General features: G+C 38.7%; 9 protein-coding genes. All 9 read right to left on the bottom strand.

The genetic code is table 11. The features are described 5' to 3' along the window. Window positions 1-155 precede the first annotated feature (155 nt). Window positions 156-1,331 (bottom strand): GNAT family N-acetyltransferase, encoded by a 1,176-nt coding sequence (locus CHRO_RS15380; RefSeq protein WP_015155152.1) that lies wholly within the window; start codon window positions 1,329-1,331, stop codon window positions 156-158. 98 nt (window positions 1,332-1,429) lie between these two features. Further along, entirely contained in the window at window positions 1,430-2,779 is a 1,350-nt protein-coding gene (locus CHRO_RS15375) for a polysaccharide pyruvyl transferase family protein (RefSeq protein WP_015155151.1), read from the bottom strand. Between the two features lie 54 nt (window positions 2,780-2,833). After that, window positions 2,834-3,811, bottom strand: a complete 978-nt coding sequence (locus CHRO_RS15370; RefSeq protein ID WP_015155150.1) for an O-methyltransferase — start codon at window positions 3,809-3,811, stop codon at window positions 2,834-2,836. 26 nt (window positions 3,812-3,837) lie between these two features. After that, on the bottom strand, window positions 3,838-5,136 hold the full coding sequence (locus tag CHRO_RS15365; protein ID WP_041463176.1) for an ABC transporter ATP-binding protein: 1,299 nt from the start codon (window positions 5,134-5,136) through the stop codon (window positions 3,838-3,840). A gap of 14 nt (window positions 5,137-5,150) precedes the next feature. Beyond that, entirely contained in the window at window positions 5,151-5,981 is an 831-nt protein-coding gene (locus CHRO_RS15360) for an ABC transporter permease (RefSeq protein WP_015155148.1), read from the bottom strand. A gap of 19 nt (window positions 5,982-6,000) precedes the next feature. Next, on the bottom strand, window positions 6,001-7,830 hold the full coding sequence (locus tag CHRO_RS15355; RefSeq protein WP_015155147.1) for a glycosyltransferase: 1,830 nt from the start codon (window positions 7,828-7,830) through the stop codon (window positions 6,001-6,003). Between the two features lie 45 nt (window positions 7,831-7,875). Beyond that, on the bottom strand, window positions 7,876-9,750 hold the full coding sequence (locus tag CHRO_RS15350; protein ID WP_015155146.1) for a glycosyltransferase family 2 protein: 1,875 nt from the start codon (window positions 9,748-9,750) through the stop codon (window positions 7,876-7,878). Between the two features lie 94 nt (window positions 9,751-9,844). Further along, the gene (glf, locus tag CHRO_RS15345) at window positions 9,845-10,981 is read right to left on the bottom strand and encodes a UDP-galactopyranose mutase (protein ID WP_015155145.1); all 1,137 of its coding nucleotides are present in this window, start codon (window positions 10,979-10,981) and stop codon (window positions 9,845-9,847) included. 463 nt (window positions 10,982-11,444) lie between these two features. Beyond that, entirely contained in the window at window positions 11,445-13,724 is a 2,280-nt protein-coding gene (locus CHRO_RS15340) for an NACHT domain-containing protein (protein ID WP_015155144.1), read from the bottom strand. Window positions 13,725-13,765: the final 41 nt, after the last annotated feature.

The following is a 13,765-nucleotide window of genomic DNA, read 5'->3' as shown; positions in this document are numbered from 1 at the left end:
TTTTTCTAGTCACCAGCCACTAGTCACTCTCTACTGATAACTAACTTTTATTTTGTCCGTTAGAGAAAAGCTTATAAAAATCCAGCAAGCCTTACTATGAGAATTGTTTCGATAGGCTTGCGATTTTTTTCGATCTTGCTAAAACAGGACTTTCACTAGAAGAAATCAGGCATCCAGGGTGATGAATTAGCAAATAAAGCCGTTGCTGTGGCGATCGCTGATTCCGTAGCCTGGAGATATCCCATTTGCTGTAGTTGCTGGGGAGTGAATAAGTTTGTATACAACGGTGCTAAACCGCGTACGTCTAACTTCATCTCACCTTTACCACCTCTTGTCACCTCACCCCGTCCGTTGGCTACAGACAGAATAAACTTGCCCTGATTTGCGTCTAACAGATCGTCTTGGACTTCTAAGTGCAACTCTGATTCGACACCAGAGGGATAACCCCGTGCGGCTAGAGCTTTTTCTACATTAATAATTCGCAATACCCAACGCTCAACAAACTTGGGGTCTAGGGTTTGCTCTGGTAGTAATAAGCTCAAAGATTCAACTACAGAACCTCGCCACTGTACCTTATTGACCATTGAACGATGTTTAGCAAGAAAAGCCCAAAAACTTTTAGCTGCTGCTGTGGTAAGAATAACCCAGTCTCTCACCACCAAATAGGATTCATTTTCTCCTCGGCGTTGCCGAAAGATAATATAACCTTGGGGTTGGTCTAATGAACCTAGCAAATAAGCATAGATGGTTTCTTTTTCATCTGGCTGCATCAGTCTTTGCCAAATCGCTTGATGACGTTCGAGATTACCATTATTTGACTTTGCCTGCTGCTGATAAAGCTTTTGCCATTCAAAGTTCTCTAGTGCTACAGGTATAGCAGGTAGCGGCTGCTCTATTATCTGAATACTCTGAGTTGGAATTTCCCAGCTACAATAGCTTCCACCTTGTTCGTAACCAGCTTTTCTGTATAAGCGTTGCGTAGCTGGATAAAGTACCGAAAGCGGCATTCCACTCTCATGCAGTTCCCGTACTACATTTTGCATCAGAGCGATCGCTGCCCCCGATCCCCGATGTTCTGGCGCAATCCCCACGGCTGCAATGCCTGTCATCGGCACGCAGACACCACCATACCACTGCCCCATCGGCAGCAGCCCCAAACCTCCCACAACTTCTTTAGCTTGCCGGATAACGCGAAAATTGTCTACGCCAATCCTGTTAAGGTATGGCTCCGTATCGCTGGGAGAGCCGATAAAACATTGTTCGACAATCTGCCCCAGTTGCCGCTTCTCTATCTCATCTGCCAGCTTGCCGTAGGTGAATTCATGAATCATGAGTTTGTTACTAGCCCGCAACAAACTACAATTATACTACATAAGGTAGCAATGCCCATCCTACGTGTATTTCAAAAATCAAATAGCGATTATATCTATCAACTCAAAATACTTCTATAAGCATCTACATATTCTTGTTTCATTGCTGCATACATCTGCTCTAATTTATTTTCTCCCGATGTATGAGCATTAATCGCTACATTGACAACCTCGGCTAAATCTTTTTCCAATCCCAACTCATCGAGTGATAATACGAGTGTATCTTTGCTCAGAAGTTGCATAACTCCTACTATTTTCTGTTTGTAATAACTTCCAGAGTAAATTCCCACAGTAGGAATATTAAACAGAGCTAGGATTATATTAAAGTGGTAAGCACAACCGATTCCTACACGAGCGCCAGCCAAGCGACTTAAAAAACTGCGCCATCCCTCTTCATAAGGATCGCGAATAACTAAACTATTTTGATAATAGCGATCGAGGATTTCGAGTAAGTTGCGATCGCCTGGACCCGGTTCTCTACCAAAACAAAAGTATTCTGGTTGAGAATTTTGATTATCTAGTAACTGTTTAAGATAGTTTTCTAAACTGATTTTAATTAAATTGTAGTTATAGTCTGGAAAAGATTTCAGATTAATAGCTGTAATAGGATTTGAACTATAATTGTAATTGCGTTGCTCGAATTTTAGCTGAGCGAGTGTAGGCAAAAGCAAAATAACATCGTCGCCTAAAACTTTAGTAGCTACGTTAATTTTCAAATTTTTAATTATCGACAAAGACTCCAGTTCTCTCACAAACAAATAATTAAACTTTTTGACAAAAAGCTTAAAAATTAAGAGACTTGCTCTACTTTTAAAAGGTCCTAAACCCAAACCCGTACCAATAACTTTTATCTTTGGATTAAAACTGCGTGCCAAGCTAATAGTTATGTATTCATAAATAATCACCTCTAACCAACGTTCGTTAAGATATCCTCCGCCTATGTAGTGAATGACATCTAGTTGCTTTAAAAAATTAATATATTCTTTGGTAAACAGAGCTTTTTGAAATAATTTATATGAAATGATGTCGGTAAAAATAATAATTGCGATCGCCACTAATTGACAAAAGCTTAAAAAACGCGATTGTTCTAACCATTCTCCTCTCAAAACATGTCCGAGGAGTTGGTGTACGACTAAGGGAAATTGAATCGGTATGCGTAACTGTTCTAGTTTCAAGTTAATTCGGTAAATGATATCCGACCACTCTACCGAATGCTTTAACTCTAAATCGCTATCAAATTTGAGTTGCGATCGCGATTCAAAATTCTTCGAGCCATATAATTCTAAATTTTCTCGGGTTAGTCTCAGATGCTTGCTGAAAAATTCTAGAGTTGAGATGAGTAAAAGATCGTCTCCAAAGTTATATAAATTGTAAGCACCTCTGAGATAAATCTTTTTCTTTTGATTCATAAAAATGCTTCCCCCAGTTTTTTTGGGGGTTATAGAGGAGCGAATAATAAGAATTTAAAAGATATTCTTCTTAATAAAATTACCCAATGGCTTATCTTTGATTCCTTGCCACAAGGCTGTATTTTTTAGCTTGGTACGTAATTCCAAACTTTTATCGTGGCTCACTTTACGAATCACCGCCATACCGTAATTAACTGGACTTGTCTTGACTTCCATTAACTCAAAATGAGGAGAAGTTTTAATGTATTTATCGATAACATATCGAGGACCATCCCAGTTGCAATATTCTGGATAAATGTCATGCAACACGATATATCCGCCAATCGCTACATGAGGGTAAAAAAGTAGAAAATCTTTTTCGCATCCTTCTTTGGTATGATCTCCGTCAATATAAATAAAATCTATAGGTTCGCTCAGAATTTCATGAATTCTTTCTCCTACGGCTACAGAGTTCGATTTATGAAACTTAACTCTATGCGCTAGTTGGGCATTTGCTACAGAATTTTGAGCGTATTCTAGTGGATTAGGTAAGTAGGCACGATGATAGGGGGGAGCGGGTATGATATCCTCAAATAGATCGATTGAATTAATCTTTCCCGCGCCTCCAGTTTGTTCTAATCCAGCAGCTAGCCAAATTGTAGAAATTCCCGTGAAACAACCAATTTCTACTACATTTTTTGGGGCAATATTGCCCGTAAGAGATTTTAAAAACTCTCCTTGCGATGGCGAAACAGAAGCAGGATAAGTAAATTTTTCCCGATACATTTTAACTAGAGTTTCTGCCCACGCATCAGGACTATTTTGTAAGTACTCTGGTATTTCGTAACCGAGACTCTCATCGTTAATATCTGGAAATAATTCCTCAATTAACTGCTGAACTTCATTTTTTTGTAAATACAATTGTCCGCTAATTTGATGTTGCTTTAAGTTCCTATCTGTAGCAATTTGAGCAATACGATCTGGCGTAATTTGAAATCTATGAGATAAGTGTTCGAGCGAATACAGATCGTTCGTGACAGATTCTACAGCCATAGTTATTTTCCTAAGTAAATTAAGACTTAAATTATTTGCGTATTAGAGAAGGTATTAGCCGAAGTTGTAGACCAATCAGCATTAACTAAAAACTTGCAGAGGTTAGGAATACCCGGATTACCCGTACCAAAGAAATCACCTCCATCTACGCTAACATTCGCAGCGTCTTCTATGTGGTCGAGTACTTCTCTATCGGCGTGAGCTAGATGTAATGTTACCCGATACATACCTTGAACTAAAGGAAAATTCTTAACCCGGCATAAAATATAACCTCGGTCGGAATTCAGCGTGAGGTTATGATTTGTAAAAGTACTTTTTAATAAAATGACTCTAACGCCGCGCTCGTCAATCAAATCTACACAAACAACGACGTTATTCAAACGCTCTCCTGTATTATTTGAATAGCCAATTGCAAAATCATAGTTTTTTCCCGATTGTAATGCTGGTTCTTCTTCGCCTTGTTCGTTTAAAAGTTTAAAACTAGAAACTCTTATTCTTCCCGAGCCACTCCGATCTCTTCTTTGACTTAAGGGAAGTTCTTTAGCTGTACCGTAAGCTTTTTCTAGGTAAGCTCTGACAACTTCTTCAGAACTAGCATTTAAACTAACAATACCAGATTCAAGTAAAACACCTCGATTGCAGAGAGATTCTACCGTACTCATGCTGTGACTGACGAATAAAATTGTCCGTCCTTCTCTGGCAACATCTCCCATTTTTCCCAAGCATTTTTTCTGAAACTGCACGTCGCCGACTGCCAGTACTTCGTCTACAATTAAAATTTCTGGTTCTAAGTGAGCCGCAACCGCAAAAGCCAGCCGCACGTACATCCCAGAAGAATAGTATTTAACTGGAGTATCTAAAAATTTTTCGACTTCAGCAAAAGCCACAATTTCATCAAATTTTTGTTTAATTTCAACTCGACTCATGCCTAAAATAGAGCCGTTGAGAAAAATATTTTCTCGACCTGTAAGTTCATGATGAAATCCCGTTCCTACTTCCAAAAGACTCGCGACTCTCCCTTGAATCCAAATCTCTCCTTTTGTAGGTTCGGTAATTCGGCTCAACAGCTTCAAAAGTGTAGATTTTCCCGCGCCATTGCGACCGACAATTCCTAAAACGTCGCCTTGTTTCACTTCAAAAGAAACACTTTTTAAAGCCCAAAATTCTTCTTTAGCTGAACTATTAGCTGTAGATTTTGCTAAAAATTTATGTTTGATAGATTTGGCAGTACTAGCGATCGCATCCCGTAAAGTTGAGTTTGGCTGCTGATGGCTGATGAGATATTTCTTTCCTAAATCTTCTACCCGTAATACAATATTAGACACGCTCTCAATCCCCACTAAATAACATCTGCGAAAGTACGTTCGGTTTTCCGAAAGTACCAAATGCCGCTGGCTAAAAGTACGGCAACTAATATTGTAGATAGAATAAATCCAGGTAAATAAATGGTTGATGTGCCGCTTAACGTTGCCCAACGAAAGCCATCAATCACCCCTACCATTGGATTTAACGAGTATAGCAAGCGCCATTTTTGCGGGATAATGCTACTACTGTAAGCGACTGGCGAAATATAGAAACCAAACTGAACGATAAACGGTACGATGTGCCGAAAATCTCGGTATCTAACGTTTAACGCTGCTAACCACAATCCACCACCAATTGCAGCGGCGATCGCGATCGCCGTAAAAAATGGTAGCGTTAAAATTCGCCAATCTGGGACAAAATTGTACCAAATCATCAACGCTAATAGCAGCATCCCAGAAATTAATAAATCTACGAAACTTACAATCACCGAACTAGCCGGAACGATTGCCCGAGGAAAATAAATTTTAGAGACTAAATTAGCATTATTAATTAAACTGAGGCTAGACTCTGATAAAGAGTTAGCAAAAAACTGCCAAGGCAACATGGCAGCAAATACAAGCAGTGGATATGGTACGCCACCAGAAGGTAGTTTTGCTAAGTTTCCAAAAACAAAGGTAGAAATTAACATTGCTAAAAATGGTCGAATTAACGCCCAAGTAATGCCAATCGCTGTTTGTTTATAACGGACTAAAATATCTCGCCAAGCTAAGAAGTAAAATAATTCGCGATAGCGCCATAAATCTTGCCAATATAATGCTTCCGTGCGTCCTGCTTTAATTGTTAATTCTTGCGGTTTCGTCTGCATACTGTCGCTTCTTCGTTTCCTATTTTGATTCTTCAAGCTTGAGATATTGTTGCCAAAAACTCATGGAAGTCAATTCAGGCGCAGCAGTTTTCCATTCTCTAACAATCGCCGACCATTTTCTAGTACTTATAATGACAATCTTAAGCCAGCGTATTATTAAGTTAATTCCAATTGGCTTATCTATTTCGTTTTGTAATAAACAACTATTTTCTTCTCGATAAATAGTCACTTTCTTTTTCCTAAAAACGCGACTAATCGTCCCAGCATGAGCGCTGTTTTGCCAAAGCATGACTTCGCCGTCGCTATGAATAAAATTTGGAAGTAAATGACCGTTAATCGTCAATAAACTTGCTAATTTCTGCCAAATTTTAGCTTTCGTTCTGGGTGGACTAAGCTCAGTATCCAGATAATAGTTTGGCTGTAAAGTTTGAGTCTTGTAACTTTTGCTCAATTGAACTATTTCTTGGTGTAATTTTTCGGGAGAGTTCTTTTTGAGAAGATTTGGTCCTTGAAGGTAATCTTCAAAAGCTCTGACTATCATCTCGGCATAATTGTATTCAAATATCAATAGCGCGTAAATTAAATCTTGAGTAAATTTAAACAGCGTGTTCGTATACTTTATAGTTCCATAAATAGTTCGTGCAATCAGATTATTGCGAGTGTAGTAATAACCATCCCATACGATAACTTTGCTATAAAATGGTTCGTGCCAAGCAGCAATAGATGGAAATGCTACAATCTGCTTACCCAGCCGCCTTTTTATCCTGAGACCGAATTCCATGTCATCTATCTTAATAAAGAAAGGTAGGAGAAATCCGATTTCCTTAACAAACTGACTGGGGACAGCGAAAAACCAAAAACCCCCGTAATCTATATCATCTTCTGATAAGAGTAAGTTCAGAGACTCAGTTTTTTGGAGTTCGAGATTGTGCTTAAGAGGAGCAACGCGAAACGGTGCTTTCTTAAAGCTTTGTGGGTCTTTATCGTATGCGGCTCCAGCCTCATATAAAATATGTTTTTTATATAAATCCAGCATACTACCAGCAACAGCAAAATCTTCTTTAGCGTATTCGTAAATGCCGAATAAACGATAGATTGCCTCTGTATCTAGTAAGATATCGTCGTCCATTAATAAAAGATGAGTGTAGCAGTCGGATTGTAAGGCTGTCACCATTCCTTTTGTAAAACCACCACTTCCTCCCAAATTTTCATTTGGAATTAACTGAAGTTTGGCATCAGGAAAATCATCTTCATTTAAGGTTTGACCGTTATCAACTACAAAGATTTGCCAAGACTTATTCGCTAATAAAGGATCTTGAAAAATTGTCTTGACTGTATTTTTGATATATGCTTCTTTTTTAAAAGTACAACTAATAATTGCCAGCGAGATATTTCTCACAGGTTGTTCTTCAGTGACGATCGCTCCCTCTATAAATATGCCGCGATCGCTCAAGCACTGAATTTCTAAATAAATTCTGCCTTGAGGTGTATGACTTTGCTGGAGAGTAGGTAAGGCAATTTTAACGCCATCTGTCATTCGGCACTGTTTGAATGTCTCTTGTCCGAGTAATTCTCGCTCTCGTTCGTACCCTTCTCTATAAACTGAAACTTGAAAATCACCATTTAGTCTCAACAAATAGTAAAGCGAATTTAGATTTGTATATTTAGCATAATAGCTTTCATAAAAAGAATTGAAATAAGAGTTAGTTGAAACAATTTCATTCTGCGCCAGAGCGATCTTTCCTGTCTCGCAGTCTACATCAATACCTTCAGTTTTACTGCTGGCAAAGTATAAGTTGAAAGTGTCCTCCGTTTTCGGAAAATTAATACGATTTACTACGTAGTACATACATCCTCTATCGGCTTAGAAATTTCGGTTTTGCTCAAATGAATTTTAAACTACTAAATCCTGATGCTCAGATTTTTCTAAGCTCGATTTTTCTAAATTGAGATATCGCCGCCAGAATTGCAAAGAGGTCAGTTCTCTTCTTGCCTGCTGCCATTCTCTCGTTACCTTCGACCATTCAATTCGACTTTTCATTGCAATTGCAATCCATCGAACTAGCAACTTGATTCCCCTCGATTTGTCAAGCTCATTTCGGTATAAACATTGACCTCCTTCTTTAAAGATGAGAATTCTTTTCTTTCTAAAGGCTCGCGATCGCCGATCTGCATGTTCGGCTGTTTGCCATAGTAATACATCTTTGTCTTGTGTAAAAACGTTAGGGAGAAAATGACCGTTGAGAGTTAATAAACTGACAATTTTTTCCATGAAAGTAGCCGTCGAGTCTTGTTCTGTTTGGCGGTGGGATGGTAAGTTATGATATTGGATATGTTGAGTTTGACAACTACGATCGAGTTTAACAATTTGACTGTGCCACTGTTCGGGATCGGCGTGCTGAAGAATTTTTGCCCCTTGGAGATAATCTTCAAAAGCTTGAATAAGCATTTGAGCGTTTTTATAGTCAAAAACTAACAAACTGGAAACAATAGCTTTCGTAAAATGTGCGATCGCATCTGCATACCTTAAAGTTCCATGCATGGCTTGAACGATCGAGTCGTTCCGGTAATAGTAATAGTTCCAAATCGAAGATTTCGCGAAAAAAGGTTCGTGCCATACCGCAATCCCCGGAAAAGCTACAATTACATCGTTGCCATACCTCTCTTGAACTCTCAAACAAAATTCAGTGTCATCTACCTTAAGGAATAAAGGTAAGAGTAACCCGACTGATTCAAAAATTGTTCGCGGGACGCTCAAAAAGTAGAAACCTGCCGAATCTATCGGTTCTGTTTCGACGAGTAGATTTAGATTGCTGACGTTTTGCAAGTCGAGATGATGATGTAATCTAACTATATTAAATGCTTGAAAATCTCTATTATGTAGTGCTTTATTATACAAAGCGCCTGCTTCATATAATTGATGCTTTTGAGATAAATCGAGCATACTACCAGCTATAACTAAATCGTGTTTGGCATATTCGTTTAAGGTAATAACTCGATAAATGGCTTCGCTTTCTAGCTCTATATCGTCATCTAATAACAAAATGTGAGAATTGCGATTGCTGCTCAAGGCTTCAACGATTCCTCTCGTAAATCCACCACTCCCACCAATATTTCTCTGACTAATTAATTTTGTTTTGCGATCGCTAAACTCCGAGTGATTCAAAGTTCCAGCATTATCTACAATTAAGATTTCTATCGATTTGCTCTGTAATAATTTATCCTGTAAAATAGTTTTGATGGTTCGTTTAATAAAAGCCTCTTTTTGAAAAGTACAAGCAACAACTGCTAACGAAACTTCGCGTTCTGGTAATTGTGGAGTCGCGAGAAAGCTTTCTCGTAGTTTTCCCGATTGACTCAAGCATTCTAATTCAAAATAGATTCTACCTCGCTCAGTTTGTATTTGTTGTAGCTCAGGTAGCTCGATCTCTGTTGCCTTGCCGATCTTGCAGTTGAGAAATTTTTCTCGACTGAGTAATTGACGAGAATTTGTTTCAGAAACCCTACTAGATATTTCTCGATAAACAGAAACTTGAAAATCTCCCTCTAGGTTCAGCAAATAAAAAAGTCGATCTAAAGTCGTGTACTTGGTGTAAAATGTTTCGTATAAAGAATTGAAGTATGAATTAGTAGAAATAAATCCTTGTAGAGCAAACACCACTTCTGGAGTCTCTGCACTATAGTCGATTGCTGCTTTATCGTTGCATTGTAGATATAATTTAGCAACTTCTGCCGATTTTGGTAGTTTTGTTCTACCTACTATATGCATGGAATCTCCTACTGAGTTTTGATTCGCGGGCTTTAACTCCTGTGAAGCTGGGGGAGGATTGAGTGTTTAAATTCCAATTCCCCCACACGCCGTTCTAAACGCGCGCTAATTCTCGATTCGCTTTTTCTGACGTATCGTCGCCAGCTTCTACGATTTTCTTATAGACCATCAGCGCTTGAGCCACTACTTGATCCATGTTGTAGTACTTATAAGTTGCTAGCCGTCCTACAAAATGTACTTCTGGTGTCGCATCGGCTAACGCCTTGTATTTTTTGTAAAGTTCGGTATTTTCCGGTCGCGGTACGGGGTAGTAAGGATCGCCCTGGGCGCGAGGAAACTCGTAAACGATACCTGTTTTTAAATGTTCTTGCCCGGTGAGGTACTTGAACTCTGTAACGCGAGTATACAGGTGTTCGTTAGGGTAGTTCACGACGGCAACTGGCTGATGCACGGGCGTATTGATAGTTTCGTGCTTGAATTCCAAAGAACGGTATGGTAACTTGCCGTAGCGATAGTTAAAGAACAAGTCAATGGGACCTGTATAGATCATCTTGCTAAACGGTATGACATCCAGAATTTCTCTGTAGTCAGTGTTCAGCATCACCTTAATATTGGGATGAGATAGCATCTTCTCAAACATGCGGGTAAAGCCGTGTAGTGGCATGGCTTGATAAGTATCTGTAAAATACCGATTATCGCGGTTCGTGCGCGTTGCCACCCGGGAAGTCACCGACTTATCCAGTTCAGATGGGTCCATATCCCATTGCTTGCGCGTGTAGTTGCGGAAGAACTTTTCGTAGAGTTCTCGACCGACCTTATTCACGACAACATCTTCAGAAGTGCGAATGTATTCTTTGGGTTCTGCTACCGAGGCAAAGAAATTTTCCAGCTCAAAAGAAGTGAGACTCAATCCATACAGCCGATTTACCGTATCGAGGTTAATTGGAATCGGGACTAATTGACCGTCTACGCTAGCCAGTACGCGGTGTTCGTAAGACCGCCACTGAGTAAATTGCGAGAGGTACTCGAAAACGTCCCGAGAGTTTGTGTGGAAAATGTGGGGACCGTATTTGTGAATCAGAATACCATCCTCATTGAAGCAATCGTAAGCATTGCCACCTATATGCGATCGCGTATCGATTATCAGAATTTTTTTGCCTAACTGACTCGCCAGTCGTTCTGCTAAGACGCTACCTGCGAAACCCGCTCCCACAATTAGGTAATCAAACATTACGATCAATAGCTCCTTTTAATTTCCATTTTCTGTAGAATTCGATATGAAATATCTCAAAATCTTTGAAACATTTTTGCTGCTCGTAACAATCGCTAAATTAATTGATTCAGCATCACTAGAAAAGCAGTTTGGTTAACCAGTCTCACCTTAGTAGCTACCTCTCACGCCCTTCTATCATATTTCTATTTGCTATTTGCGATCGCACATATTCAGTAGGCTATATAGTTTTCCTACAAGCTCACTTCTATCGAAAGGGTGAGATTCGCAATATTTTTAAGTATATTAAATTACGCTAAAATCAAATCTATTTTTTGTTTACTATTTACCAATATAATTGATGAGATGGTAGTTATATACTCCAAATCGTATAGCGATCGCGATCGCTCAATTCTATGTTTGGTAATCAATTATACAAACCCTGATTTGGCGCGAAGCTGCAAAAGTACCTTGACTCAATGTCCTACTCACTAGTTTCAATTAATGGTAATAACAGCGTATGCTCGATTTTTTCTCGAACTTTACGACTAACAAATAAACTAGTAGTTAAACATTTTGCCAATAATAAATTAGCATCATAATATTGTTTCAATATTTGTTTCTGTTGCTGGCTGAACTGCCAATTATGCCCAATATTGCGTTTTAACCGGATTCGTTGTTTTAAATGCTCCGTCCAAGCTTTACCATTAACTTGCCACCACTGCTGAAACTGTTGTTTGTTTCGACCTAAGTTGGATAACTGCTGTTTCATTTTTTGCAACTCTCGTGCTAGCTCTGGTTCGCTATTACGAGCGCGAAATATTGCCCGGTTTAATACTCTTTCAATCATGCGTTCTGGATCGGAAACGCGATGTATAGATTCAGGCAAAAGCAGAGTGCGATCGAGAGCAAGATCGAGAGCAAGACTAGGTTCAAGAGTGCGATTAAAGTTAACTTCTAAAGTTCTAGAAATCTCAAAAGTACTACCAAAAAGAGATAAGATATGAGCGAGCGCTAAATCGTAATAAAAAGCTTTAACTGTAGCAGATTTAGTATTAACAGATGCAGCGGCTTTGCAATTCACCCACTGTAAAAATCTTTGCAAGCTGGGTTCTAATATTAAATTATCAGTTTTTTGCTTCATCATCAATAGGAAATAATCAGCATTTTTTAGCATTCCTACAGTTAATAAAGCAACCTCTCGCCATCTTTTATCTGTAACTAGGCGATCGCTCAGTCGTTCTAACGTTAAATTTAATGTTTGAGGCGGAGACTGAGCAATTTTTCTAGCTGTAAAGTACTCTTGAAAAGTTAAATGAGAAAATGAATAAATTCCTCGCGCTCGTTCTACCAATAGTCCATGTTGGGCTTCAATCGACTGGAGTATTGCTGTACTATCGCACAAATCTATTTTTTCTCCCTGCAAGACGGATTCTACATAGTTAATAATATACTGCTCTAGTTCTTGCTGTTTTAAAAAGTATTCACCTTTGACAAAAGAGGTAAATGCGATGTGACTGAGTAATTCTTCTTTATGTTGTGTTGATAAGTTTTGATAAATTTGTTTCCGTTCAATGTTGCGTTTAGCATCCCACTTTCTTAAAAGAAGATCTACCCCTTCTCGATAAATTTCTAATCGACTAGCAGGAAGATTAGTTTCTTCAAAGATCGAGCATAATAAAGTAAGTAGTAAGGGATTATTTGCCAATTCTCGAATCGACGCATTACACCTTAGTGTCTGTAAGAACTTGGGTATTTTATCTGGTTTTTGAGCAAACCATTTGCTAGCAAATTCAGCAATATTATTATCGTTAAAGTCTCCCAACTCTACTTCTACAAATTCTTCAATAGTAAACTCTTGAGCTGCTGTCCGACAAGTAATTATAAAGCGATTACGGTCAAACTGATTGTAAAAGCTATTAATTGCAATTAAAACTCTTTCGCTATCTATATCTCTAACTTCGTCAAGTCCATCTAATAAAACTAGCATTCTACCTTGTACTAGCAGATCTTTAGCAGCATTTGGTTCGACTCCATAATTATCAAAAATTGTTGAAATCCACTCTAATAGCGTTGGGTGATGTTCTAATTCGGTAAAAACTTTTAAGCTAATAAAAACTGGGATCAGATCCTCAAATAATCGTCCTTGAATACACTGAATTGCGATATATTTTAAAAAGGTGGTTTTGCCAGAGCCAGGGTTGCCCAAAATCATCAATTTGGGATATTTTTCAATCGCTTTTATGCCTGGAATTAGCTGGGAAATATCGGGATAAAAATGCGAGCGTTTCGAGTGGCAATCGAGACGAACACTCAGTAAATCGTTGATGCTTAAGCGTTGGTTTCTACCAATCTTCTCTAAAACATTTACGTTAGTAAAAACATCATTTAATTTAGTAGGCTGAGACATATTCAGGATGCGCACGATACCGCACTTCGATTCAATATAGGTGCGTGTTTTTTGCCTAACATCTTTTACAAGCGTCTCAACATCATCTTTTGAGGTAACAATCAACTCCTCTAAACTAAATTCATCATCTGGTATTTCCGCGATCGCTTGCCAAGGTAATTGTAACTTCTGACAAATTTTGTGAAAGTTTTCCCGTCCAATCGGTTTACCAACGAAAAATTTTTGTACCGTAGCGCGAGAGATTTCCAATTCATCAGCAAGAGAAAGTTTAGACTCAAAATTGAGCAGTGATTGGTTAGCGCGACTAATACCGATAGTAGATGCTTTGAGCGATCGCCCAGCCCTTTTTCCCATTACAAAAACCTTTATCAGTTATCAGTTCTCAGTTCTCAGTT

Source organism: Chroococcidiopsis thermalis PCC 7203, from assembly GCF_000317125.1.
GTDB lineage: Bacteria > Cyanobacteriota > Cyanobacteriia > Cyanobacteriales > Chroococcidiopsidaceae > Chroococcidiopsis > Chroococcidiopsis thermalis.
This window is presented reverse-complemented; position numbering and strand designations above follow the sequence as displayed.

Bases quoted from the DNA above. Each gene is read 5' to 3' on its own strand.
- CHRO_RS15380 (WP_015155152.1), bottom strand. From the start codon at position 1,331: ATGATTCATGAATTCACCTACGGCAAGCTGGCAGATGAGATAGAGAAG.
- glf (WP_015155145.1), bottom strand. From the start codon at position 10,981: ATGTTTGATTACCTAATTGTGGGAGCGGGTTTCGCAGGTAGCGTCTTA.
- CHRO_RS15360 (WP_015155148.1), bottom strand. From the start codon at position 5,981: ATGCAGACGAAACCGCAAGAATTAACAATTAAAGCAGGACGCACGGAA.
- CHRO_RS15350 (WP_015155146.1), bottom strand. From the start codon at position 9,750: ATGCATATAGTAGGTAGAACAAAACTACCAAAATCGGCAGAAGTTGCT.
- CHRO_RS15340 (WP_015155144.1), bottom strand. From the start codon at position 13,724: ATGGGAAAAAGGGCTGGGCGATCGCTCAAAGCATCTACTATCGGTATT.
- CHRO_RS15370 (WP_015155150.1), bottom strand. From the start codon at position 3,811: ATGGCTGTAGAATCTGTCACGAACGATCTGTATTCGCTCGAACACTTA.
- CHRO_RS15355 (WP_015155147.1), bottom strand. From the start codon at position 7,830: ATGTACTACGTAGTAAATCGTATTAATTTTCCGAAAACGGAGGACACT.
- CHRO_RS15375 (WP_015155151.1), bottom strand. From the start codon at position 2,779: ATGAATCAAAAGAAAAAGATTTATCTCAGAGGTGCTTACAATTTATAT.